This is a genomic window from Caulobacter endophyticus, assembly GCF_029543245.1.
GTDB classification, from domain to species: domain Bacteria; phylum Pseudomonadota; class Alphaproteobacteria; order Caulobacterales; family Caulobacteraceae; genus Caulobacter; species Caulobacter endophyticus_A.
In genome coordinates this window covers 106671-129199 of sequence record NZ_JARQWV010000017.1, presented here as the reverse complement: position 1 = coordinate 129199, position 22529 = coordinate 106671, and the positions used below count along the sequence as shown (strand labels likewise).

The following is a 22529-nucleotide window of genomic DNA, read 5'->3' as shown; positions in this document are numbered from 1 at the left end:
GGTTTGCCGCTGCTCCCCCCCCCCCGGGGGGGGGGGGGGGCCCCCGGCGTCGGGGGGGGGGGGCCCCCGCGGCGCGCACGGCGCTCCGTCCCTCGCCCCCTCCGTCACGCTGCGTATCCGCAGCGCGCCACCTCCCCCGTTTCACGGGGGAGGAGCACGGACGCCGGGTCGCGATACCGCCGTTCACCAGCGCCCTTGCAAGCTCCGCAGGCGGAACCATATGTCCGGCACGGGCGCTGAATTTACAGACCCGAAACGGACCAGAAACACGCCATGGCGGCCAAGGCCCTCATCGCTCTCGCCATCGTCGCGGCCATCGCCGTCGGCCTGCTGCTGCCCATTCCGGGCCGCTCCCACAAGGCCGAGGCGACCCAGTCGCAGATCGAGACCATCGATATCAAGGGCGGCTAAGCAGCTGTTAGCTAAGGAAGCTTGCTAGGTCATCCCCCGTTGTAGGCGGTGAAGATCCAGCCTCCATCATGCTCGTGAAAGTCTTCAAAGCGGATTTCCGCAACGCAGTATTCTTCGCTCTGCGCACGCAGTGGCCGACCAATCGGCGGCCCATCCTCTAGACTGTTGCAGAAAACGTGCACTTTCACTGCGGTGAGCATTTCACCTTTGGACGTGATAGTTTGTTTGTGGGAAATTTTACCCTTGTATTCCCTGAACCAATCAGCCTGGCTGACCTTGATGGGACCAAGGAACTCGACCGCATGAACGTTGTTCATGTCTTTCTCCATTTGTAGGCGGGCGGCGTCTCTCGACGGCGCAATTGAGGCTGCTCTCGTTTTGGGTGAGTCGCAAGTCTTAAGGCCGCCCCTGCTTCGCCAGGTCCTCCGTCCGCGCCGCGCAGCCCTTGAAGGTGGCCCCGTCCAGCCAGACCTCGGCGGCGTGGGTGAAGACGCGGTCGGACATGCCGTCCGAGCACGGCTGCGGCGTCAGGCGGAAGACCAGGCGGTGACCCTGTTCGCCCCCTGGGGCGCCGGCCTCGCCCGGCTGCTCGGCGTCCCAGACGCCCTGCTCGCCGTCGATGCGCACGCCGGGATTGGGCAGGCTGACGGCGCCGCCCTCCATGCGGTCGAGCGCGATGGTCTCGGCCCGCACCTTGCCGGCCCAGAACGGCTCGGTGCCCACCAGGTCGAAGTCGCCGCCGTAGTCGGGACCGGCGGCGACCCCGGCCGGGGCGTCGGCGGGAGCCGAGGCCGCGCCCTCGGCGGCGCCCAGCGGTCCGTCGCCGCATCCGGCCAGCAGCAGGCAGGCGACGAAGACGGCGGTGGATCGGATCATGCGGGCGCTATCCTCGAAGCGGCGGCTCAAGCTAGTCTGCCCGGTACGATGAATCACAACGCCCGCCCCGTCTTCTATGAATTCTTCGCCGGCGGCGGCATGGCCCGCATAGGCCTCGGCGAAGGCTGGAATTGCGCCTTCGCCAACGATTTCGACCCGGTGAAGGCGCAGACCTACCGCGCCAATTTCGAAGACGCCGACGACCACTTCCACACCGGCGACGTCTTCAAGCTGGAGGCGTCCGACCTGCCTGGGCAGGCCGACCTGGCCTGGGCCTCGAGCCCCTGCCAGGACTTCAGCCTGGCCGGCGCGCGGGCGGGCCTGCACGGCGGGCGCTCGTCGGCCTTCTTCGGCTTCTGGCGGCTGATCGAGGCGCTGGAGGACGAGGGCCGCGCCCCGACCACCATCGTCATCGAGAACGTGGTGGGCCTTTTGACCTCGCACCGCGGCGAGGACTTCACGGCCCTGTGCCAGGCCCTGGCCGACCAGGGCTATCGGTTCGGGGCGCTGGAGATCGACGCCTCCAACTTCACCCCGCAGTCGCGGCCGCGCGTGTTCGTGGTCGCCACCCGCGCCGACACGGATGGTTTGACCGGCCAGGGCCCATTCCACAGCCGCGCCGTGCGCGAGGCGGCCGCCCGGCTGCCCCAGGCCCTGAAGGATCGCTGGCTGTGGTGGGCACTGCCCGCCCCGCCGGCCCGCAACACCGACCTGTCGACCGTGCTGGAGCCCGACGACGCCGTCGAATGGCGCAGCGACGAGGCCACGGCCGCCCTTCTGGAACTGATGGCGCCCGCCCATCGCGCCTCGGTGGACGCCCGGATCGCGAGCGGTGAACGCGCGGTCGGCGGCGTCTTCCGGCGCATGCGCGGCGGCGAACAACGGGCCGAGGTGCGCTTCGACGGTATTGCGGGATGCCTGCGCACCCCGCGCGGCGGCTCCTCGCGCCAGACCCTGCTGGTGATCGACAAGGGCGCCGTGCGCTCGCGCCTGGTCACGCCGCGCGAAGGCGCCCGGCTGATGGGCCTGCCCGACAGCTATGCCCTGCCCAAGAGCGCCACGGCGGGCCTGCACGTGATCGGCGACGGCGTCGCCGCCCCGGCCGTGCGCTGGCTGGCGGAGCACCTTTTGACTCCGCTCGCTGCCAGGAAAACTGCGGCCCTGGCGGCCGAATAGGTCGCTGACAGCCCAAACCCCACGGCTTAAGGTGGAGATCACCCAAGGGCCGAACTTCAAACGCTCCGAGAGATCATCATGGACGACGCTTCCAGCCTGTACGACGCCGCGCGCTTCAAGCGCGCCGGCCGGGGCAAGATCTACGACTCCATCATCGACACCGTCGGCGACACCCCGCTGATCCGCCTGCCGCGCCTGTCGGCCGAGCTGAAGCCCAAGGGCGAGGTCGTGGCCAAGCTCGAATTCTTCAACCCGCTGTCGTCGGTCAAGGACCGCATCGGCGTGGCGATGATCGAGTATCTCGAGGCCAAGGGCCTCTTGAAGCCGGGCGGTTCGATCGTCGAGCCGACCAGCGGCAACACCGGCATCGCCCTGGCCTTCGTGGCCGCCGCCAAGGGCTACAAGCTGACCCTGGTGATGCCGGAAAGCATGTCGATCGAGCGCCGCAAGATGCTGCTGCTGCTCGGCGCCAAGCTGGAGCTGACCCCGGCCGAGAAGGGCATGCGCGGCGCCGTCGCCCGCGCCCAGGAGATCGTCGACGCCACCCCCGGCGCGGTGATGCCCCAGCAGTTCGAGAATACCGCCAACCCGCTGATCCACCGCGTCTCGACGGCCGAAGAGATCTGGAACGACACGGCCGGCGCCGTGGACGCCGTGGTCTCGGGCGTGGGCACTGGCGGCACGATCACCGGCGTCGGCCAGGTGCTCAAGGCCCGCAAGCCGGGCCTGAAGATGGTGGCCGTCGAGCCGGAAGCCTCGGCCGTGCTGTCGGGCGGCCAGCCCGGCCCGCACAAGATCCAGGGCATCGGCGCCGGCTTCGTGCCGGGCATCTTGGACCGCGGCGTCATCGACGACATCGTCCAGGTCAGCAATGACGACGCCTTCGCCATGGCCCGCAAGGCCGCCTCGACCGAGGGCCTGACCGTCGGCATCAGCTCGGGCGCGGCCCTGACCGCCGCCTTCGACCTGGCCCTGCGCGACGAATATGCCGGCAAGCTGATCGTGGCGATCATCCCCAGCTTCGCCGAACGCTACCTGTCGACGGCCCTGTTCGAAGGGCTGTAGGCGCCTAACGCCAACCGCCCGCTCTGGTCGTCATCCCGGCCGGAGCGAAGCGGAGAGCCGGGACCCAGGGGCCGCCGCATCGCCGCCCGCCCCTGGGTCCCGGATAAGCGCTACGCGCTTTCCGGGATGACGTATGAGGGGGGCACGGCATGACGACCGCATCGTCGAGCGCGCGAGTGAACACCTCTCCCCAATGACCACCCTGAAGATCGGCATCGTCGGCTGCGGCGTCGGCGGCATGGCCGCCGCCCTGGCCCTGGCCCGCCACGGCCATGCGGTGACGCTGCTGGAGGCCTTCGAGCAGGCCCGGCCGGTGGGCTCGGGCCTGCTGCTGCAACCGACCGGCCTTGCGGCCCTGCGCGCGCTGCAGCTGGAAGACGCCGCCCGCGCCACCGGCGCGCCGGTCCGCGAACTGATCGGCCACGACAGCAAGGGCCGCCGGGTGATGGCCCTGGACTACGGCGACTGGCGGCCCGGCGCGCACGGCGTCGGCATCCACCGCGCGGCCCTGTTCGACGTGCTGCACGCGCCCCTGGCCCCGGCCGGGGTCGAGATCGTCACCGGCGCCCGGATCACGCGACTGGTCGACCCCGCCCGTCCCGTCCTGCACGACGAGGCCGGGCGATCCTTCGGCCCCTTCGACATCGTGCTGGTCGCCGACGGCTCGGCCTCGACCCTGCGCGGGGCGCTGAAGCCCCGGGCCCGCGCCCCGGTCTATCCGTGGGGCGCGGTGTGGACCAACATCGCCGACCCTAACGAACGCTTCGCCGGCGCCCTGCGGCAGGTCTATCACCGGGCCGAAGTGATGTGCGGCGCCCTGCCGGTGGGCAAGGGGCCTGGCGGCGAGCAAAACTGCACGGCGGTGTTCTGGTCGGTTCCAGTGGCGGGCATCGACGCCTTCCTGGCCGGCGACTTCTCCGCCTGGCGCGACCGACGCCTGGCCCCGCTGTGGCCGGAGCTGGCGCAGGCCTTCTCGAACCACGACGACTGGAGCGGCTTTTCCCGGGCGATCTATCGCGACGTGTCGGTGGGCCGCTGGGATGTCGGGGCCTGCGCCCTGATCGGCGACGCCGCCCACGGGACCAGCCCGCAGCTGGGCCAGGGCGGCAACCTGGCCCTGGTCGACGCCGTCGAGCTGGCCGACCGGCTGGCGGCGAGCCCCTCGCCCACGGCCCTCAAGGGCTGGCAGGCCGACCGGCGGCGCCACACCGGCCTCTACCAGCTGGCCTCCAAGGCGCTGACCCCGCTGTTCCAGTCGCGAGGATGGTTCTGGCCGTGGTTGCGCACCTTCGCCTTCACCCCGACCTCGCGCTTGCCGGGCTTCAGGCAGGCAGGCGTGAGGCTGCTGACCGGCACGCTGCGCCTGGGCCGGTTCCCGCGCGTTTCCAAGCCATGACCACCGACGTCTTCGACCCCGCCAAGCGCTCGGCCGTCATGGCCAGGGTCAAGAGCAAGGACACCGCGCCGGAAAAGACCCTGCGCCGCCTGCTGACCGGCCTGGGCGCGCGCTATCGCCTGCACCGCAAGGACCTGCCCGGCTCGCCCGACCTGGTGATGCCGGGGCGCAGGCTGGCCTTCTTCGTCCACGGCTGCTTCTGGCACGGCCACGACTGCGCGCGGGGATCGCGCGTACCCAAGGCCAACCGCGACTACTGGCTGGCCAAGGTGGCCCGCAACAAGGCCCGCGACGACCGCAACGCCGCCGCCCTGACCGCCGCCGGCTGGCGGGTCGAGACGATCTGGGAATGCCAGATGAAGGACGAGGCGGCGCTGGTGGCGCGGCTGCGGGAAACCCTCTCCCGTGGGGAGAGGGAGGGGCCCGGCGCATAGCGACGGGAGGGTGAGGGCGTACGCCGTCGGCGGTCTTGCCACCCTTGTCCCTGCCCTGTCCGGAAAGTCTGAAACCCCTCACCCTCCCATGCTGCGCATGGGCCCCTCCCTCTCCCTATGGGAGAGGTGGATTTTTGGGCCTCTAGGCCGCCGTCCGCGCGACGATCAGCGGCAGCACCCCAACCAGGGCCGCGTGCAGCTGGGCCGGATCGATGGGCTTGGCGACATGGGCGTTCATGCCGGCGGCGCGGCAGGCGTCCCAGTCCTTGGGGGTGGACGAGGCGGTCACGGCGATCACCGGGACCTCCTGGTTGGGACCCGCCTCGGCGCGCAGGATGCGGGTGGTCTCGCGGCCGCCCAGGCCCGGCATGTAGACGTCCATCAGCACCGCATCGAAGGCGCCGGCGGCCAGGATCTCCAGCGCCCGCTCGCCGGACTCGGCCAGGGTGGGCGTCACGCCGAAGGTCTGCAGCACCAGCTCGATGGCCCGACGATTGACCACGTGGTCGTCGACCACCAGCACCCGCGCGCCGACGATCGAGGCCGCGCCCGCCGTCGCCGGCGGGGCCTGCGCCTCGTCCAGGCGGACGGTCAGGCGCAGGGTAGCGCCCTTGCCCAGCCCCTCGCTGGACACGGTGACGTCGCCGCCCATCAGCCGGGCCAGCTCGCGGCTGATCACCAGGCCCAGGCCCGAACCGCCGTGCCGGCGCACGACCTCGGCGGTCAGCTGGTCGAAGGGGGTGAAGAGGCGCGGCAGCGCCTCGGGCTCGATGCCCCGGCCGGTGTCGACGACGGCGATCTCCAGCGTCCAGCCCTCGCCCTGGCGATGGGCCGCGAGGGTGACGGCCACCTCGCCGCGCTCGGTGAACTTGATGGCGTTGGACAGCAGGTTGTTGAGCACCTGGCGCAGGCGAAGGCTGTCGCCGGCCACCCAGCGCGGCAGGCCCGCCGCTCCCTCGACGCGCAGGCGCAGGCCCTTCTTCTGCACCTCGGGCCGCCACAGGCGCAGGGTGTCGGCCAGGGCCTGGCGCAGGTCGTAGGGCGCGCGCTCGACGGCCATGCGGCCGGCCTCCAGCCGCGAGAAGTCCAGCAGGTCGTTGAGCAGGGTGCGCATCATGCCGCCGGCGTCGGCGATCAGCTGGGCGTGGGTCTTGGCGGCGGCCTCGGGAACCTCGCTGTGCAGGCGCGCCGCCCCGGCCAGTATGGCGCTGATAGGCGTGCGCAGTTCGTGGCTGATCATGGCCACGAAGGCGCTCTTGGCGGCCACCGCCTCCTCGGCCTCGTGGCGGCGGCGCTCGGCCTCGGCCTTGGCGGCCTCCTCGGCCCTCAGCGCGGCCTCCAGGGTGCGGGCGGCCACCGTGACCGAGACGATCAGCAGCAGCACCCCGAACCACAGGGCGTTGGCCAGGGGCGCGTCGGGATTGGCCGCCCGGCCGATGAACGGCGCGATCAGCAGGTAGATGACGTGGGGCGCGGCCGCCGCCAGGGTGGCCGACCGAAGGCTGACATTGACGACGATGACGTTGAGCAGGGCGCCGGCCAGCAGCATGCCGCCCAGGGTCGGCGCGAAGCGTTCGTGCGAGGCGAACAGCGGCAGGGCCAGGGCCCCGAAGATGATCGAGGTGACCGCCGGCATGATCGCCAGCGACCAGGCCCGCCAGCCGGTCAGGAACTGCTCCGGCGCGGCCTTCAGCTTGCGGAACAGCCACAGCTCGAACAGCTGGGCCAGGGTGTAGACCGCGGCCCAGGCCCAGACCCAGTCCATGCCGATGAAGACGTGCAGGATGGCCGCGATCGAGAAGGTGGCGGTCAGGCGCAGATAGACGTTGCCCCGCCGCGCCGCGGCGGCGTGGACGATCGCCGCCTGGCGATCCTTGACGTTGATGGCCCTGGCGCTCATGGCGCGGCCCCCGCTGGCCCGAACTCGAAAAAGTCCTGCCCGCACTATGGGCGACAGACGCTAAGAGGGCGTGAAAGAACGCCGGTCCCTCAATGGCACGAGGGGCCTAGGATTGGCGAGGGCGGTAAGGGGCTGCCGGGCGATTCACCGCACCTCGCCCGGGAACCGAGCATTTCCAGCCGGGATCAGGCCGGACGGCCGAGCAGCCGGTCGAGGTCGTCGGGCGACAGGCCGTCGATCTCCAGGCGCTTGAGGCGGGCCGTCGCGCCGCTCGCCACGCGCACGGCAGAGCGCGACAGGCCCAGGCGCTTGGCGATGAACGCGACGAGGGCGGCGTTGGCCTCGCCCTCGACGGGCGGTGCGCTAACCCGCACCTTGAGATAGCGCCGGCCGTCGGCGTCGGCCGCCCAGCCGTCGACCGCGTCGCGCCCGCCCCGCGGGGTCAGGCGCACGGCCAGGACGGCGGAGGTCACGGCTGGATCAGCCCAGGATGCCGAGCAGGGTGTTGCGCAGCGGGAACAGCAGGAAGCTCTGCACGCCGATGATCACCAGGATCAGGATGATCGGGGTGATGTCGACGCCGCCCAGCGGCGGAATGACCTTGCGCAGCGGGGCCAGCAGCGGCCGCGTCACCGCGTCGAGGAAGCGGCTGATCTGATAGACCGCGTTGTTGCGCAGGTTGATGACGTCGAAGGCCACCAGCCAGCTGATGATGGCGCTGATGATCACCGCCCACTTCAGCAGGTCGAGCAGGGCGTTGAGGATGAAGAAGACGAAATAGATCAGCGGGGCCATGTGCGTTCCGTACGAGCTCGCCGACTTCTTGCCCGCCGCCGCCCGCCCTGGCAAGGCCGCGCTGTTTTCGCGGCCCCCTGCAACTGCCGCTTGACGGACGCCGCAGGCCACCGTATCTCCGCGCTTCCTTGGGGCCGTAGCTCAGATGGTAGAGCGCCTCGTTCGCAATGAGGAGGTCAGGGGTTCGATTCCCCTCGGCTCCACCAAGGACCTTTCCGGACATCTGTGAAGCTTGGAGTCGGCGCGTTTGCGGCGTCGCCCGGGTCGTGGCTTGTTGGCGGCATGGACCACGAAAAAGGGCGGGGAAAACCCCGCCCTTCGTCGTTCTTGCCTATGACGCCGACCTCAGGCCGTCGGGCGCGGGCCCGAGAGGCTGGTGTAGAGGTCCGGACGGCGGTCGCGGAAGAAGCCCCAGGCCGCGCGGTGGGTGGTCAGGTAGTCCAGATCGAAGGTCCCGGTGACGAGGCCCTCGTCGCTGGTGCCCAGCTCCGAGACCAGGTCGCCGCGATGGTCGGCCACGAAGGACGAGCCGTAGAAGGTCTGGCCGCCGTTGGGATAGTTCTCCCACGGCTCGAAGCCGATGCGGTTGGCGCCGATCACCGGGATCACGTTGCTGACCGCGTGGCCCTGCATCGCCCGCTGCCACGGCTTGGTGGTGATCAGGGTCGGGTCATGCGGCTCGCTGCCGATGGCGGTGGGATAGAACAGGGCCTCGGCGCCCATCAGGGCCATGGCGCGGGCGGCCTCGGGGTACCACTGGTCCCAGCAGATGCCGACGCCGATGCGGCCAAAACGCGTGTCCCAGACCTTGAAGCCGGTGTCGCCCGGGCGGAAGTAGTACTTCTCCTGGTAGCCGGGGCCGTCGGGGATGTGGCTCTTGCGATAGAGGCCCAGCATCGAGCCGTCGGCGTCGGCCATCACCAGGCTGTTGAAGTAGTGCGGGCCCTCGCGCTCGAAGATCGAGATCGGGATGACCACGCCCAGCTCGCCGGCCAGGGGGGCGATGGCCTTGACCACCGGGTGCTCGCGCCACGGATGGGCGTGCGCAAACCAGCGCTCTTCCTGGGTGACGCAGAAGTACGGACCCTGGAACAGTTCCGACGGCAGGATCACCTGCGCGCCGCCGGCGGCGGCCTCGCGGATGAAGGCTTCCGTCTTCTTGATGTTGGCCTCCAGATCGAGGCCGTAGGAGGTCTGGATGGCGGCGACGCTGAGCGTGCGGGTCATGTCGACTTACTCCCCGGGTTCTTGCTGGCTGATGCAGTGGAACGAACCACCGCCGGTGAGGATCGCGGTCGAGGGCAGGCCGATGACCTGGCGCTCGGGGAACAGGCCCTTGATCACCTCGACGGCGAAGGCGCCCGACTCCTCGGCGTAGATCGGCACGATCACCGCCTCGTTGGCGATCAGGAAGTTCATGTGCGAGGCCGGGATCGGCTCGCCGTCCTCGTCGAGGATGCGGCCCGGCGAGGGGATGCGCACGACCTGCAGCGGCGAACCGCGGCTGTCGGTCATCGAGCCCAGCAGGCGGGCGGTCTCGGCATAGACCTCGGCGTTGGGATCGTCGGCGCCGAAGGCCATAGGACAGGCCACCACGCCCGGGGCGACGAAGCGGGCCAGGTTGTCGACGTGGCCGTCGGTGTGGTCGTTGAGCAGACCATCGCCCAGCCACAGCACCTTCTTGATCCCCATCGAGGCGGCGAAGGCGGCGGTGATGGCGGCCTCGTCCATGCCCGGATTGCGGTTGTCGTTCAGCACGCACTGGCGGGTGGTCAGCACCGTGCCCAGGCCGTCGTGGTCGAGCGATCCGCCTTCCAGCACGAAGTCGTTGCGAACCAGCGCCACGCCCGAGGCCGCGGCGATCTGCTCGGCGACGATCTCGTCGCCCTCCAGCTCGTACTTGCCGCCCCAGCCGTTGAACTTGAAGCCGGCGGCCGACGGCCCCTGGGCGGTCTCGGTGAAGATCGGGCCGGTGTCGCGCAGCCAGATGTCGCCGAACTGGCCGCGGACGATCTCGACGCTGGTGTCGGACAGCAGGGCGCGGGCGGCGGCCTCGGCCTCGTCGCCGACGACCATCAGGCGCACGCGCTCGCCGCCGGGACCAGCCAGCGCCCGGGCGAGGTCGGCGACCTCCTTCTGGGCTTGCTCGAGGTCTTCCTTCCAATGCTCGCCATGGCTCGGGAAGCCCAGCCACATGGCGCGGTGCGGAGCCCACTCGGCGGGAACGGTGAGGGTCATTTTCGAAACCTGGTCAAAACGAGGGGCGCAGATGGCCCCGGATGGCCCGGGGGTCAAGCGCGCTATCTAGCAAATTGGTGCGACAAAAGAAAAAGGGCGGCTCCGAAGAGCCGCCCTTCCCGTGCATCCGGAGAGGATGCGCAGGTCTTAGAACTCCGTGCGCAGGGTGAACTGCACGGTGCGCGGAGCGCCGATGTAGTAGGTCGGAGCGCCGGTGCCCGAGACGCCGGTGATCGGCAGGGCGTTGGTGCGCGAGCTGATCGAACCGAAGTAGGTTTCGTCGAACAGGTTGGTGACGTTCAGTTGCGCGTAGGTGCGCTCGGCGAACGGCAGTTCGTAACGCACGTCGAGATCCCACACAGTGTAGTGCGGAGCGACTTCGTCGTTCACGTCGGTCGAGTAGCGGTCGCCGGTGAACTTGCCCTGGACGCCGAAGTGCAGCTTCTCGGTGATGTCCCAGTCGACGCGGCCACCGAAGGTGTGCGTCGGGGTTTCGACGATCTGCTTGCCCTTCAGCGGCAGGACGTTGCCGGCGGCGGCGCCGTTGACCAGGTCCGACTGAATCTCGCTGTTGTTGTACGAGTACGAGGCCGTGACGGTCAGGTAGTCGGCCAGGCGCCAGGCGGCCTGGGTGTCCAGACCGAAGGCGTCGACGTCGCCGACGTTGCGGTCGATGCTGATGCCCAGGTCCGGATCGTACGACTGCACGATGCGGTTCTTGTACTTCGTGCTCCACGCCGCGACGGTGGCCAGCAGCTGGCCCGAAGCGTAGCGGTAGCCCAGGTCGAAGGTGCGGGTGGTTTCCGGCTGGGTGTCGGCCGGCGCGCCCTTACCGTTGACCAGGGTCGCGGTGTAGAGGTTGTCGGTACGCGGCGACGAGAAGCCCTCGGCGTAGCTGGTGTAGATCGAGTGACCCGGAGCGATCTGATAGGTCAGGCCGGCGTTCGGCAGGACCTTGTCGTACTTCACGGTGGCCGACCACGGCGCGATGTACTTGGTCGACGACGAACCGAGGGTGACCGAACCGTCGGCGGCCGGAGCGTTCGGGGTCTGCGTGGTGCAGATCACGTTGAAGCCGGTGACGACGCCCGGGAGGGTCGAGGCGTTGGTCGTGTAGCAGAACTGGTTCAGTTCACGCTTGAAGAACGGGGCGCGGACGCCGGCGTTCACGACCAGGCGGTTGTCGTAGAACTTGCCGACATATTCGGCCGCGACCTGGTTCAGCTGGGCGATCGAGAAGCGGTCGCGGTTGCGCAGGAACGAACCGTCGGCCGTGGCGACGGTCTTGCCGTGGCCTTCCTTGCCGCCGAACACGTTGGTCGTGGTGCCATCCGGATTCAGGTAGGTGAACTCACCCGTCTGACGGTGACGGCCGTAGTCGCCGGTGTAGGCCACGCGGATGCGGTTCTGGGGGTTGATGTCCCAGATCAGCGAGGTGGTCAGGCTGTAGCGGCGGGTGTTGGTGACCGACGGGGCGAAGAACGCGACGGTGTCGGTGGTGGTGCCGTTGCCGTTCAGGTCGAAGCCGGTGATCGAGCCGAAGCGCGTGCCGCGGACGCGACCGTCGGTTTCGCTGATCGTGCCCAGCTGCGAGCCGCCGTCGGCCAGGGTGTACGAGAACGACGGGTCGACGGTCAGGCGCAGGTTTTCGGCGACGTGGAACAGGCCGGCGCCGCGGATGCTGCCGGTGTTCGACGGGTTGACCTGGCGGCCGTAGAAGTTGGCGCAGTTGCCGGCGCTGGCGGCCGGGCAGGTCGGGTCGAAGTCGTAGTTCTTGCCGAAGTTACGGAAGTCCGACAGCGTCAGGGCGCGGATGTTGTTGTTGCGGTTGATGTTATAGTTGGCGGCAAGGCTGACGAAGTCGCCGTTGTCGCCGATCGGCTGATAGATGCGGGCGTTGAACTGCTTCTTTTCCAGTTCGCCCGGGCCCTTGAACTTGTCGTACTTCTGGTAGCTGCCAGCCACGAAGACGCGGGTGCCGAGCGGGCCGACTTCGCCGCTTTCCAGCATCAGGAAGCCGCGGTGATAGTTGTCCGAGCCGAACGAAGCGGTGGCGATGCCGCCGGCTTCCGTGCCCGGAAGACGGGTGGTGTAGTTGATCGTGCCGCCCGTGGCCGAAGCGGTCGGGCTGTCGACGTCGGTGGCGCCCAGGTTGACGCTGGCGCGGCTGATCAGCTCGGGGTCCAGCATCTGGTTGGGGTACACGGCGTAGTTGCCGGTGTCGTTCAGCGGAACGCCGTCGAAGGTGACCGAGACGCGGTTACCGTCGAAGCCGCGCAGGCGCAGGTTGCCGCCCGACGAGCCGTACGGGTCGTTGTTGGTGAAGCTGACGCCCGGAAGCTGGTTCAGCGACTGGAAGATGTTCTGGCCGGTGGCCTGGTTCTGCAGGTAGGCGCCGTCGATCGTGGCGCGCGACTTCGGCAGGGTCTCTTGGACCTGGCCGGCGATGGCGCGGGCGCGCGCGGCGGTGACGACAACCTGGTCGACTTCCGACGAACCGGTCGACTGGGCGAAAGCGGCGGTCGCCGCCAGCAGGCTGCCGACCAGCGCGGTCGACGCCAGGCAGGCGATTTTTTTCGTGTTCATATCGAAGGATCCCCTCATTCTTTGACGCGAGCCCTAAAGGTGAGCATCAATCCGCATCGTTCCGGGGGTTTAGCGAAACATTTCGAAGGTTTGGTGACGGAAACGCCACGATCGCCCAGAAACTGCCACAACGACGGTCGTTTGCGGAACGATTGGTCAGATTTCACTTACTTGGCTAAGGAGAGGGCATGACCGCTGCCGCCTTGCCCGCCTTGGATTCCGAAGCCCGCGCCTGGCGCCTCACCGTGATCGCGGTAGGCCTTTTGACGATCGTCCGGGTGCTGGCGATTTTTTCGACGCCGCTCGAGCTGTACCCGGACGAAGCCCAGTACTGGCTTTGGTCGCGGACCCTGGACTTCGGCTACTACTCCAAGCCGCCGATGGTGGCCTGGGTCATCTGGCTGACCACCCAGATCGGCGGCGACCAGGAGGCCTGGCTGCGGGTGGGCGGGCCGCTGCTGCACGGGGCCACCGCCCTGGTGCTCCATCGCATCGCCCGGCGGCTCTACGGCGGCTGGACGGGCCTGGCGGCCTCGGCGGTCTATGCGCTGATGCCGGGGGTGGCCCTGTCGTCGGCGGTGATCGGCACCGACGCGCCGCTGCTGTTCTTCCTGGCCCTGACGATCTGGGCCTATGTCTCGCTGCCCGCCGTCGAAGCCGGCCGCAGGCGCCTGCTGGTCGCCGCGGGCCTGGGCGCGGCCCTGGGCCTGGCCTTCCTGTCGAAGTACGCGGCGGTCTATGTGCTGGCCAGCATCGGCGCGTACCTGGCCCTATCGCGGCAGGCCCGCAAGGTGTGGACCTGGCCGATGGCCCTGGCCTTCTTCGGCGTGCTGATCGCCGTCTTCGCGCCGAACGTGATCTGGAACGCCGCCCACAAGTTCGCCACGGTCGAGCACACCGCCGCCAACGCCAACTGGGGCTCGCACTCGCTGTTCAACCCGCGCGAGCTGGTCGAGTTCATCGGTTCGCAGTTCGGGGTGTTCGGCCCCCTGCCCTTCGGCGTGCTGCTGGGCGGCGGGATCGTGCTGGCGGTGCGCCGCAAGTTGCAGCCGGCCGACGTGCTGCTGCTGTGCTTTGCCCTCCCCCCCCTCCTGACCGTGGCCGGCCAGGCCTTCGTCAGCCGCGCCAACGCCAACTGGGCGGCCGCCGCCTATGTCGCCGGCTCGGTGCTGGCGGCCGGCTGGATGATGCGCTGGGGCGCGCGCAGGTGGCTGATCGCGGGCCTGGCCGTGCAGGGCGCATTCGCGGGCCTGTTCCTGGCCTGCCTGACCAACCCGCGCCTGGCCGACAGCATCGGCCTGTCCAACAGCTTCAAGCGGGTGCGCGGCTGGGACCAGACGGTGCAGGCGATCATCGACCGGGCCCGCGAGGAACAGGCCGGCGTCGGCGTGACCTCGGTGACCGTGGACGACCGCTTCCTGTTCAACGTGGCGGCCTATTACGGTCGCGACTACTGGGGCACGTTCGGCGCCCCGCCGCTGCGCATCTGGGTGCACGAGGCCCATCCGCAGAACCAGGCCGAGACCGAGGCCCCGCTGACGCCGGAATACGGCCGCCGGGCGCTGGTCGCCAGCCTGGAGGGCGTCTACCGCGCCAAGATCGAGCAGGACTTCAAGGCCCATTCGGGCGACGAGATCGTGCGCGTGCGCCTGGACAAGAAGCGCAACCGGCGGACGGACCTGTTCATCGCCGAGGGTTTCGCGCCCGTGCCGCGCGATCCGAAGACGGGGTTGCCGCCCGATCCGGAGAACGGCGGGTCGACGGCTAGATGAGCCCCTCTCCCCTTGCGGGAGAGGGTGGCCTCCCGGAGGGAGGTCGGGTGAGGGGTCGCACGAACAGAAACGCCGCGAAAGCCGATCAGCTTTCGCGGCGTCTTGCTTTTGAGAGACCCCTCATCCGTCGGCTTTCGCCGACACCTTCTCCCGCAAGGGGAGAAGGAAAAGGGCTCAGTCCTTCATGCGCCAGGTGGCGCCGGTCGGGCTGTCCATGACTACGACGCCCAGGGCGTCGAGTTCGCCGCGGATGGCGTCGGCGGCGGTCCAGTCCTTGGCGGCGCGGGCGGCGACGCGGCGGGCCAGCAGGTCTTCGACCTGGGCCTTGAGGTCGTCGGAGGCGTCGCCCTCGAACCAGGCGTCAGGATCGGCCTGGAGGAAGCCCAGGAGGGCGCCGGCCTCGAGCAGGCGCGACTTATGGATCGCCACCTCGGTCAGGTCGCCGGCCGTGACGGCCTTCTCGATGGCGCTGGAGACCTCGAACAGCTTGGCCGTGGCGGCCGGGGTGTTGAGGTCGTCGCAGAGGGCGTCCATCACCTCCTGCGGGGCCTCGACAGCCTGGTCGGGAACGACGTCCTTGGCGCGGCGCAGAGCGCCGTACAGGCGGTCCAGCGACTTGCGGCTCTGTTCCAGCAGCTCGGGCGTCCAGTCCAGCGGCTGGCGGTAGTGAGCCGACAGCAGGGCCCAGCGCACCACCTCGCCGGGCGTGGTCTTCACCAGCTCGTGCGGGATGATGACGTTGCCCAGGCTCTTGGACATCTTCTCGCCGGCCATGTCGAGGAAGCCGTTGTGCATCCAGTAGCGGGCGTAGGTCGGCAGGCCGTGGGCGCAGCGGCCCTGCGCCACCTCGTTCTCATGGTGGGGGAATTGCAGGTCGATGCCGCCGGCGTGGATGTCGATCGGCAGGCCCAGCTGCTTGTCGATCATCGCCGAGCACTCGATGTGCCAGCCCGGACGGCCCGCGCCCCAGGGGCTTTCCCACTCCGGCTCGTTCTCCTTGGAGGGCTTCCACAGCACGAAGTCGGCCGGGTGGCGCTTGTAGGGCGCGACCTCGACGCGGGCGCCGGCGATCATCTCGTCCAGCGGCCGGCCGGACAGCTGGCCGTAGTCGGGGAAGCTCTGGGTGTCGAACAGCACGTGGCCGTCGGCGGCGTAGGCGCTGCCGTTGTCGACCAGCTTGCCGATCATCTCGACGATGGCGCCGATGTGGTCGGTGGCCTTGGGCTCCAGCGTCGGGCGCAGGGCCCCGAGGGCGTCGGCGTCCTGGTGATAGGCGGCGAGATAGCGGTCGGTGATGACCTTGATCTCGACGCCCTCGTCGGCGGCCTTCTTGTTGATCTTGTCGTCGACGTCGGTGACGTTGCGCGCATAGACCACCGCCTCGTCGCCGAACTCGTGGCGCAGCAGGCGGAACAGCACGTCGAAGGCCACCACCGGACGGAAGTTGCCGATGTGGGCGTAGCCGTAGACCGTCGGTCCACAGACATACATCGTCACCCGGTCACGATCGGCGGGAACGAAGTCGCGCTTTTCGCGCGCCATGGTGTCGTAGAGCCTGATGGTCATGAAAACTCGGTCGCCTTGACGCAGCGGAAGGGTGTTGTCGGAACGAAAAACCGGACCCATATAGCGAGGTGCGCGCCTTCGAACCACGTCTTTGCAACGTGAAGGGCGCGCCTTGAACGGGTGGCACGCGTAATTCCAGGGCGACAGGCGTCCTGGCGCAACTCAGCCCGTGGAAAGAACCCCCGCGAAAACATGGACGCCCTGACCCGCGAGCGAACCCTGATCGGCTCTGACGACACCGGTCTTGATCTTGAACCCGCCCAGCGCCCCACCCGCGACGAAGCCATGGCCGCCGTGCGCACGCTGCTGGCCTGGGCGGGCGACAACCCCGACCGCGAAGGCCTGCTCGACACGCCAAAGCGCGTGGTCGACGCCTATGGCGAGTGGTTCGCCGGCTATCACGGCGACCCGGCCAAGGAGCTGTCGCGCACCTTCGAGGACGTGCAGGGCTATGACGACATGGTCATGCTGCGCGGCATCGACGTGCAGAGCCACTGCGAGCACCACATGGCGCCGTTCCTGGGCAAGGCCTGGGTGGCCTACATGCCCACCGGCAAGGTCGTGGGCCTGTCGAAGCTGGCGCGCCTGGTCGAGATCTACGCCAAGCGCCTGCAGACCCAGGAAACCATGACCATGCAGGTCGCCGACGCCATCGAGGATCACCTCTCGGCCGCCGGCGTGGCCGTGCTGATCGACGCCGAGCACCAGTGCATGTCGACCCGCGGCGTGCACCACCACGACGTCTCGACCATCACCACCCAGTTCCGCGGCGTGTTCAAGACCGACAAGGTTTTGCAGCAGCGGTTCATGGATCTGGTCACGCGCAAATAACCAGATCCCTCTCCCCTTGCGGGAGAGGGTGGCCCCGCGGAGCGGGGTCGGGTGAGGGGTCGCCCCCACGAAAACGCCGCGACAGCTGATCGGCTGTCGCGGCGTCTTGCGTTTGAGAGACCCCTCATCCGTCGACTGCGTCGACACCTTCTCCCGCAAGGGGAGAAGGACGCGTGAGCCCTTACACCGCCGCCCGGATCCCTTCGCGCAGGCGTTCGACGCAGGCGTCGAGCGGGCGGTGGACGAGGCTGACCAGCACGAAGCTGATGGTCATCAGCAGGTACCAGGCGCCCAGCTTCTCGATCGGCACCATGTGCCAGCCCTCGCGCTGGCTGGGATAGATCCAGGCCCCGGCGGCGGTGCCGAGGTTCTCGGCCAGCCAGATGAACAGCGCCACCAGCATCAGCCCCAGCAGCATCGGCATGCGCCGCTGCACGCGGTCGGGCGTGAACACGAACCAGGTGCGGCCGAACAAGAGGGCCGACAGGGCGAACAGCCCCAGCCGCATGTCGGTGACATAGTGGTGGGTGAAGAAGTTCAGATAGATCAGCACCGCCAGGACGTGGGCGCTCCAGAACGGCGGGTAGCGGATGAAGGTGATGTCGAACAGGCGCCAGATGCGGGCGATGTAGCTGCCGACGCAGGCGTACATGAAGCCGGTGAACAGCGGCACGTCGCCGATCCGCAGGACGCTGGGCTCGGGATAGATCCACGAACCGTGGGCGGTCTTGAAGATCTCCATGGCCGTACCGACCAGGTGGAAGATCAGGATCACCGCCGCCTCGTCCCAGCGCTCCAGCTTCAGCAGGATCAGCATCGCCTGGATGGCGATCGAGGCGATGACGAGGAAGTCGTAGCGGGCGAGCGCCGCGTCGTGCGGCCAGAACAGATAGGTGCCGACCAGCAGCACCAGCATCAGGCCGCCGAACAGGCAGGCCCAGGCTTGCTTCAGGCCGAACAGCAGGAACTCGTAGGCCCATGCGTTGGCCTTCGAGCGCTGGGCCCACGGACGCATCCGGCGGTCCAGGGCCGCCACGCCGTCCTTGATGCTGGACTTGAGGTCCATCGTCCCTGTCGTTTCCGTCCCCCGCCGGCGGCAAGAAGCTAGCCTGAACCGGGCCTGTTGCGCCATATGTCTTTGATGACCAGCCAGATCTTCCCCGCCGCCCCCGACAAGCAGGCCCTGGAACGGGGCGTCGCCATCGCCCCGCGCTTCGACGCGAACGGCCTTGTGGCGGCGGTGGCTCAGCACGCCGACACCGGCGAGATCCTGATGCTGGCCTGGATGAACGACGAGGCCCTGAAGCTGACGCTGGACACGGGCGTGGCCCACTATTTCAGCCGTTCGCGCAACGGCCTGTGGAAGAAGGGCGAGACCAGCGGCCAGCTGCAGATCGTCACGCAGGTGCGCATCGACTGCGACCAGGACGCGGTCGTGATCAAGGTGCGGCCGCAGGGCGACGGCGGGGCCTGCCACGTGGGCTTCCGCTCGTGCTTCTATCGGGTCTGGGAAAACGGCCAGCTGGTCGAGCGCGAGGAAGACCACGTCCATGACCACGCCTGAAGCCCTGCTGGCCTTCACCCTGGCCGCCAGCCTTCTGACCATCACGCCTGGCCTCGACACCGCCCTCGTCTTGCGCAGCGCCGCCACCGAAGGGCCGCGCCGGGCGGCGGCGGCGGCCATGGGCATCGGCATGGGGTGCCTGGTCTGGGGCATGGCCGCGGCCTTCGGGGCCGGGGCGCTGCTGACGGCCTCGGAACTGGCCTACACGGCCCTGAAGTGGGCCGGCGCGGCCTATCTGGTCTGGATGGGCGCCAGGATGCTGTGGAAGCCGCGCGACCGCTTCGAGCCGGGCGCGGTGTCGCCCACCGGCGGCGGTCTGGCGGACTCGTTCCGGCGCGGGCTGTTCACCAACCTGCTCAATCCCAAGGTCGGGGTGTTCTACATCTCGTTCCTGCCGCAGTTCGTGCCGGCCGGCGCCAGCCCCGGCGTGTTCGGCACGCTGCTGGCGGGGATCCACGTGCTCTTGGGCCTGGCCTGGGCCGGCCTGCTGATCGCCGCCACCGCGCCCCTGGCCGGCCTGCTGCGCGAAGCCGCCGTCGTGCGCTGGCTCGACCGCATCAGCGGCGGGGTGTTCATCGCGTTCGGCCTGCGCCTGGCGCTGGAGCGGCGGTAGCAGGATCCCTCTCCCCTTGCGGGAGAGGGTGGCCCCACGGAGTGGGGTCGGGTGAGGGGTCGCACCAACAGAAACGACGCGATGGCTGGTCAGCTGTCGCGGCGTCTTGCGTTTGAGAGACCCCTCATCCGTCAGCCTTCGGCCGCCACCTTCTCCCGCAAGGGGAGAAGGATTACCCCTCCGATAGCGCCCCCACCCCGCCGCCTTCGGCCGGGGTGACCACGAAGGTCTTCAGCACGCTGGTCGTGTAGTCGGTCGACAGGATGGTCGAGACCGCCACCAGCTCGCCCACGGCGCGGCCCTTTTCCAGGGTCAGCAGGACGAAGCCCTTGGCGCTGGGGTGGGCGTATTTCACTTCCTTGTTGCGCTGGACGAAGGCCTCGCCGATCGGGGCGCCGGGCATCAGGTCGCCGAAACCGGGCGAGGTGACCGAGGTGGCGCCGAACTCGGCGGCGACGCGCGACGAGCCCGCGTCGTCCCACAGCTCGTTGGCCCAGAACATGTGGCTGTCGCCGGCCAGCACGATCGGGGCGGCCTTGCTGGCCTTGAAGATATCGTAGACCCGTTGGCGATCGGCCGGATAGCCGTCCCAGGCGTCGAGGTTGGAGGGGATGTCGTAGGCCGACATGGCCACGCTCTGGGCCACCCGGCCCCGGGCGTAGTCGGGCAGGGCCGCGATCATGGCGTCGAACTTCTCCGCACCCATGGTGGCCTTCATGTTGGGGGCGGCGACGCGGGCCATGACCACCTGGTTGCCCAGCACCTGCCAGGCCGTGCCGCCCTTGACCGAGGCCTCGACCTCTCGGGCCAGCCACTGCTCCTGGCCCTCGCCCATCAGGCGGCGCGAGGGATCCTTCCACTTGGCGACGAAGGCCTCGACCTGCGGCTTGCCGTCGGCGGTGAAGGAGAGGTCCTTGGCGTAGTCCAGCTGCTGGGAACGGGCCGTCAGGCGGGTCTCGACCATCAAGAGGGTGGCGATGTCGCCGAACTGGAAGCGACGCCAGGCGGCCTCGGGCAGGGTTCCGGCCGAAGGCTCGCGGATCGGCATCCACTCGTAATAGGCCTTGAGGGCGGCGGCCTTGCGCGCGGCCCAGTCGCCCTCGCCCTTGTCAGGGTCGTGGTTCTCGGCACCGCCGACCCAGCTGTCGTTGGCGGTCTCGTGGTCGTCCCAGACCACGATCCACGGCGCGCGGGCGTGGGCGGCCTGCAGCATCGGGTCGGTCTTGTAGATCGCGTGGCGGCGGCGGTAGTCGCTGAGCGAGACGATCTCGTGGACCGGATCGGGCCGGCGCTGGGCGGCGACCGGCGAGCTCATGCCGTAGTCCTTGGGTCCGCCGCCGTACTCGTAGATGTAGTCGCCCAGGTGCAGCACCGCGTCGACGCGCGGCAGCCTGGCGATGGCGTCATAGGCGGTGAAGTAGCCGTTCGAATAGAGCGAGCAGGACGCCACGGCCAGAACGACGTCCTTGACCGACCCCTGCGGCAGGGTGCGGGTGCGGCCGACGATCCCCTCGCCCACCGGCTTGCCGGCCTTCAGCGGGCGGAAGCGGAAGTGATAATCCGTACCCGGCTTGAGGCCCACAGCATCGACCTTGACCGTCCAGTCGCGGCCGGCGTCGGTGAGCGCCTGGCCCTGGGCGACGATGGTCTTGAAGCCTGCGTCGGTCGCGACTTCCCAGCGCAGGGCGACCGGAGCGGTCGCGCCATTCGCGGTGACCCGCGTCCACAGGATCACGCGGTCCGAAAGCGGATCGCCCGAGGCTAGGCCGTGCGCGAAGGCGACCTCGCCGTCGAAGGTCTTGGGGGCGGCGGCGGCGACCGGCGTAGCCGCGCCGGAGCCGAGCAGGGCCAGCAGCCCGCGACGATCGATCTTCATTGCAACGCACTCCCCGACAGGACGCCCGCGACGTCTCGTCGGTCGCGTTAGCGTTGGCCCGCGACAACCTTATGACGCACAGGGTTATTCGGCGAACGAAGATCCTCCCCCTCTGGGGGAGGTGGCCCGAAGGGCCGGAGGGGGGACGTTATCAGCCGACGGAGCGACGCCCCCCTTCCCCCTCATTCGCGCCGCAGCCGCGTCGGGCCGCGATAGAGCCGACGCCAGATCCATTCCAGCGGCCCCATCGAAAAGCGCTCCAGCCACCAGCGCGACCACAGCACCTGGGCGATCCACAGTGCGACGACGATCAGGGCCAGGGCCGGGCGGTCGAGGCGGGCGTAGAGGCCAAGGCCCCGGCCGCCGTAGAAGATCGCCGTCATCACCAGCGACTGGGCGATGTAGTTGGTGAAGGCCATCCGGCCGACCGGCGCCAGCACGGCCGGGAGCCTGCGCCAGAAGCCCGTCGAACGCGCCGCCAGCGCCATCAGCCCGACATAGGCCAGGGTGGTCAGCGGGGCGGTGATCATCTGCAGCCCCTCGGCCAGGCGCAGGTCGCGCTCGCCCATGCCGTTCAGCGCGAAGGCGAAATAGGGCCAGCCGACCACGGCCAGGGCGGCGAGGCCAACGGCGATCAGCACGCCATAGGTCCGCGTCGAGACCGCGCCGGTGAACACGCCCTTCTTGTAGGCGCCCAGGCCGATCATCATCAGCCCGGTCGTCAGCAGGAAGATGATCGGCTCGTAGGGCAGGTTCTCCAGCCGCTCGGCGGCGTTGATCGCCAGAGACCGCATGAAGTCGCCGCGATAGGCGGCGATGGCGGCCGCGCCCCGGGCGGCCTCCCGCGCGGCTTCGGCGGCGATCTCGGCGGGCGGCTCGAAGGCCAGCAGCGCCAGTCCGCCGATCGTCAGCAGGCTGAAAGCGATCCACAGGCCGATCCCCCAGGACAGCAGCCTGCGGGCCGGCCACGAGCGGGCCTGGGCCACGGCCAAACCGGCCAGCGCGTAGCTCAGCAGCACGTCGCCCCACCAGATCGCGAAGCCGTGGACGATCCCGAACACGGCCAGCCAGCCCAGGCGCCGGTAGAGCACCCCGCCCTTTCCCGCCCCGCCTTCCGAAACGGGCCCCTTCTCGCCGCCGACCAGAAACATCGAGATGCCGAACAGCATCGAGAACAGGGTCACGAACTTGCGCTGGAACAGCCACTGGGTGACCAGCCACACCGACATGGTCTCCGCCCCCGTCCCGAACGGCCAGGCCCGCACGCTGTCGCTGAGCGCCATCGGAAACGCAAAGCCCGGCGCGTTGCACAAGAGGATGCCCAGCACGCCGAGCCCCCGCAGGGCGTCGAGCAGCATGATGCGGTCTTTGTCAGCGGCCATGCAGCGCTTGCCCCGGGGTCACCTCTAATCCGATAGCGAGTGTCGTGA

General features: G+C 69.2%; 21 protein-coding genes and 1 tRNA gene. 10 read left to right on the top strand and 12 right to left on the bottom strand.

The window, feature by feature from the left end; translation table 11 throughout:
* Window positions 1-273: 273 nt before the first annotated feature.
* A complete protein-coding gene (locus P7A99_RS17025) occupies window positions 274-411 on the top strand; it encodes a hypothetical protein (RefSeq protein ID WP_162839360.1) in 138 nt (45 codons plus the stop codon).
* 29 nt (window positions 412-440) lie between these two features.
* On the opposite strand, the gene P7A99_RS17020 is transcribed toward P7A99_RS17025, so the two are convergent.
* Both P7A99_RS17020 and P7A99_RS17015 read right to left on the bottom strand, forming a co-directional pair.
* Window positions 441-728 carry a hypothetical protein gene (locus P7A99_RS17020; protein WP_277794961.1) on the bottom strand — a complete coding sequence of 96 codons (288 nt, stop codon included), beginning with the start codon at window positions 726-728 and terminating at the stop codon, window positions 441-443.
* Window positions 729-807: 79 nt separating this feature from the next.
* A complete protein-coding gene (locus tag P7A99_RS17015; RefSeq protein ID WP_277794960.1) occupies window positions 808-1287 on the bottom strand; it encodes a COG3650 family protein in 480 nt (159 codons plus the stop codon).
* Window positions 1288-1335: 48 nt separating this feature from the next.
* Between P7A99_RS17015 and P7A99_RS17010 the strand changes: the two genes are divergently transcribed.
* The 4 genes from P7A99_RS17010 (at window position 1336) to P7A99_RS16995 (ending at window position 5358) form a co-directional block, all read left to right on the top strand.
* Complete coding sequence (locus tag P7A99_RS17010) at window positions 1336-2463, top strand: DNA cytosine methyltransferase (protein ID WP_277794959.1); 1128 nt, start codon at window positions 1336-1338, stop codon at window positions 2461-2463.
* 78 nt (window positions 2464-2541) lie between these two features.
* Window positions 2542-3528 (top strand): cysteine synthase A, encoded by a 987-nt coding sequence (gene cysK, locus P7A99_RS17005; RefSeq protein WP_109102378.1) that lies wholly within the window; start codon window positions 2542-2544, stop codon window positions 3526-3528.
* Between the two features lie 193 nt (window positions 3529-3721).
* Window positions 3722-4924, top strand: coding sequence for an FAD-dependent oxidoreductase (locus tag P7A99_RS17000; protein WP_277794958.1), 1203 nt, complete (start codon window positions 3722-3724; stop codon window positions 4922-4924).
* Window positions 4921-5358: a very short patch repair endonuclease gene (locus tag P7A99_RS16995; protein ID WP_277794957.1), complete on the top strand. Its 438-nt coding sequence runs from the start codon at window positions 4921-4923 to the stop codon at window positions 5356-5358. The genes P7A99_RS17000 and P7A99_RS16995 overlap by 4 nt, the downstream gene beginning before the upstream one ends.
* Window positions 5359-5500: 142 nt before the next feature.
* On the opposite strand, the gene P7A99_RS16990 is transcribed toward P7A99_RS16995, so the two are convergent.
* The 3 genes from P7A99_RS16990 to P7A99_RS16980 form a co-directional block, all read right to left on the bottom strand.
* A complete protein-coding gene (locus tag P7A99_RS16990; RefSeq protein ID WP_277794956.1) occupies window positions 5501-7258 on the bottom strand; it encodes an ATP-binding protein in 1758 nt (585 codons plus the stop codon).
* Window positions 7259-7443: 185 nt separating this feature from the next.
* Complete coding sequence (locus tag P7A99_RS16985; protein WP_277794955.1) at window positions 7444-7731, bottom strand: DUF167 domain-containing protein; 288 nt, start codon at window positions 7729-7731, stop codon at window positions 7444-7446.
* Window positions 7732-7738: 7 nt separating this feature from the next.
* Entirely contained in the window at window positions 7739-8053 is a 315-nt protein-coding gene (locus tag P7A99_RS16980) for a YggT family protein (RefSeq protein WP_277794954.1), read from the bottom strand.
* A gap of 130 nt (window positions 8054-8183) precedes the next feature.
* On the opposite strand from P7A99_RS16980, the gene P7A99_RS16975 reads away from it, so the two are divergent.
* Window positions 8184-8259: transfer RNA gene (locus P7A99_RS16975), tRNA-Ala, on the top strand.
* Between the two features lie 139 nt (window positions 8260-8398).
* On the opposite strand, the gene aguB is transcribed toward P7A99_RS16975, so the two are convergent.
* The 3 genes from aguB to P7A99_RS16960 form a co-directional block, all read right to left on the bottom strand.
* Window positions 8399-9280, bottom strand: a complete 882-nt coding sequence (gene aguB / locus P7A99_RS16970) for an N-carbamoylputrescine amidase (RefSeq protein WP_277794953.1) — start codon at window positions 9278-9280, stop codon at window positions 8399-8401.
* 6 nt (window positions 9281-9286) lie between these two features.
* A complete protein-coding gene (locus tag P7A99_RS16965) occupies window positions 9287-10291 on the bottom strand; it encodes an agmatine deiminase family protein (protein ID WP_277794952.1) in 1005 nt (334 codons plus the stop codon).
* A 147-nt stretch (window positions 10292-10438) separates the two neighbouring features.
* A complete protein-coding gene (locus tag P7A99_RS16960; RefSeq protein ID WP_277794951.1) occupies window positions 10439-12877 on the bottom strand; it encodes a TonB-dependent receptor in 2439 nt (812 codons plus the stop codon).
* A 188-nt stretch (window positions 12878-13065) separates the two neighbouring features.
* Here P7A99_RS16960 and P7A99_RS16955 point away from each other — a divergent pair, with 188 nt between their 5' ends.
* A complete protein-coding gene (locus tag P7A99_RS16955; RefSeq protein ID WP_277794950.1) occupies window positions 13066-14649 on the top strand; it encodes an ArnT family glycosyltransferase in 1584 nt (527 codons plus the stop codon).
* Between the two features lie 174 nt (window positions 14650-14823).
* Here P7A99_RS16955 and cysS read toward each other — a convergent pair whose 3' ends face one another.
* Complete coding sequence (cysS, locus tag P7A99_RS16950) at window positions 14824-16215, bottom strand: cysteine--tRNA ligase (RefSeq protein WP_277794949.1); 1392 nt, start codon at window positions 16213-16215, stop codon at window positions 14824-14826.
* A 192-nt stretch (window positions 16216-16407) separates the two neighbouring features.
* Between cysS and folE the strand changes: the two genes are divergently transcribed.
* Entirely contained in the window at window positions 16408-17046 is a 639-nt protein-coding gene (folE, locus tag P7A99_RS16945) for a GTP cyclohydrolase I FolE (protein WP_277794948.1), read from the top strand.
* Between the two features lie 181 nt (window positions 17047-17227).
* Here folE and P7A99_RS16940 read toward each other — a convergent pair whose 3' ends face one another.
* On the bottom strand, window positions 17228-18112 hold the full coding sequence (locus P7A99_RS16940) for a DUF817 domain-containing protein (RefSeq protein ID WP_277794947.1): 885 nt from the start codon (window positions 18110-18112) through the stop codon (window positions 17228-17230).
* Between the two features lie 75 nt (window positions 18113-18187).
* On the opposite strand from P7A99_RS16940, the gene hisI reads away from it, so the two are divergent.
* Window positions 18188-18610 carry a phosphoribosyl-AMP cyclohydrolase gene (gene hisI, locus P7A99_RS16935; protein WP_277794946.1) on the top strand — a complete coding sequence of 141 codons (423 nt, stop codon included), beginning with the start codon at window positions 18188-18190 and terminating at the stop codon, window positions 18608-18610.
* Window positions 18597-19223, top strand: a complete 627-nt coding sequence (locus P7A99_RS16930) for a LysE family translocator (protein ID WP_277794945.1) — start codon at window positions 18597-18599, stop codon at window positions 19221-19223. The genes hisI and P7A99_RS16930 overlap by 14 nt, the downstream gene beginning before the upstream one ends.
* A 172-nt stretch (window positions 19224-19395) precedes the next feature.
* Here P7A99_RS16930 and P7A99_RS16925 read toward each other — a convergent pair whose 3' ends face one another.
* A complete protein-coding gene (locus tag P7A99_RS16925; protein ID WP_277794944.1) occupies window positions 19396-21099 on the bottom strand; it encodes an alkaline phosphatase D family protein in 1704 nt (567 codons plus the stop codon).
* A 182-nt stretch (window positions 21100-21281) separates the two neighbouring features.
* Window positions 21282-22481 (bottom strand): DUF418 domain-containing protein, encoded by a 1200-nt coding sequence (locus P7A99_RS16920; RefSeq protein ID WP_277794943.1) that lies wholly within the window; start codon window positions 22479-22481, stop codon window positions 21282-21284.
* Between the last annotated feature and the right edge of the window lie 48 nt (window positions 22482-22529).

What these genes read in the sequence shown, in the direction of transcription:
- P7A99_RS17025 (WP_162839360.1), top strand. Translation starts at nt 274, where the DNA reads ATGGCGGCCAAGGCCCTCATCGCTCTCGCCATCGTCGCGGCCATCGCC.
- P7A99_RS17020 (WP_277794961.1), bottom strand. Translation starts at nt 728, where the DNA reads ATGAACAACGTTCATGCGGTCGAGTTCCTTGGTCCCATCAAGGTCAGC.
- P7A99_RS17015 (WP_277794960.1), bottom strand. Translation starts at nt 1,287, where the DNA reads ATGATCCGATCCACCGCCGTCTTCGTCGCCTGCCTGCTGCTGGCCGGA.
- P7A99_RS17010 (WP_277794959.1), top strand. Translation starts at nt 1,336, where the DNA reads ATGAATCACAACGCCCGCCCCGTCTTCTATGAATTCTTCGCCGGCGGC.
- cysK (WP_109102378.1), top strand. Translation starts at nt 2,542, where the DNA reads ATGGACGACGCTTCCAGCCTGTACGACGCCGCGCGCTTCAAGCGCGCC.
- P7A99_RS17000 (WP_277794958.1), top strand. Translation starts at nt 3,722, where the DNA reads ATGACCACCCTGAAGATCGGCATCGTCGGCTGCGGCGTCGGCGGCATG.
- P7A99_RS16995 (WP_277794957.1), top strand. Translation starts at nt 4,921, where the DNA reads ATGACCACCGACGTCTTCGACCCCGCCAAGCGCTCGGCCGTCATGGCC.
- P7A99_RS16990 (WP_277794956.1), bottom strand. Translation starts at nt 7,258, where the DNA reads ATGAGCGCCAGGGCCATCAACGTCAAGGATCGCCAGGCGGCGATCGTC.
- P7A99_RS16980 (WP_277794954.1), bottom strand. Translation starts at nt 8,053, where the DNA reads ATGGCCCCGCTGATCTATTTCGTCTTCTTCATCCTCAACGCCCTGCTC.
- aguB (WP_277794953.1), bottom strand. Translation starts at nt 9,280, where the DNA reads ATGACCCGCACGCTCAGCGTCGCCGCCATCCAGACCTCCTACGGCCTC.
- P7A99_RS16965 (WP_277794952.1), bottom strand. Translation starts at nt 10,291, where the DNA reads ATGACCCTCACCGTTCCCGCCGAGTGGGCTCCGCACCGCGCCATGTGG.
- P7A99_RS16960 (WP_277794951.1), bottom strand. Translation starts at nt 12,877, where the DNA reads ATGAACACGAAAAAAATCGCCTGCCTGGCGTCGACCGCGCTGGTCGGC.
- P7A99_RS16955 (WP_277794950.1), top strand. Translation starts at nt 13,066, where the DNA reads ATGACCGCTGCCGCCTTGCCCGCCTTGGATTCCGAAGCCCGCGCCTGG.
- cysS (WP_277794949.1), bottom strand. Translation starts at nt 16,215, where the DNA reads ATGACCATCAGGCTCTACGACACCATGGCGCGCGAAAAGCGCGACTTC.
- folE (WP_277794948.1), top strand. Translation starts at nt 16,408, where the DNA reads ATGGACGCCCTGACCCGCGAGCGAACCCTGATCGGCTCTGACGACACC.
- P7A99_RS16940 (WP_277794947.1), bottom strand. Translation starts at nt 18,112, where the DNA reads ATGGACCTCAAGTCCAGCATCAAGGACGGCGTGGCGGCCCTGGACCGC.
- hisI (WP_277794946.1), top strand. Translation starts at nt 18,188, where the DNA reads ATGACCAGCCAGATCTTCCCCGCCGCCCCCGACAAGCAGGCCCTGGAA.
- P7A99_RS16930 (WP_277794945.1), top strand. Translation starts at nt 18,597, where the DNA reads ATGACCACGCCTGAAGCCCTGCTGGCCTTCACCCTGGCCGCCAGCCTT.
- P7A99_RS16925 (WP_277794944.1), bottom strand. Translation starts at nt 21,099, where the DNA reads ATGAAGATCGATCGTCGCGGGCTGCTGGCCCTGCTCGGCTCCGGCGCG.
- P7A99_RS16920 (WP_277794943.1), bottom strand. Translation starts at nt 22,481, where the DNA reads ATGGCCGCTGACAAAGACCGCATCATGCTGCTCGACGCCCTGCGGGGG.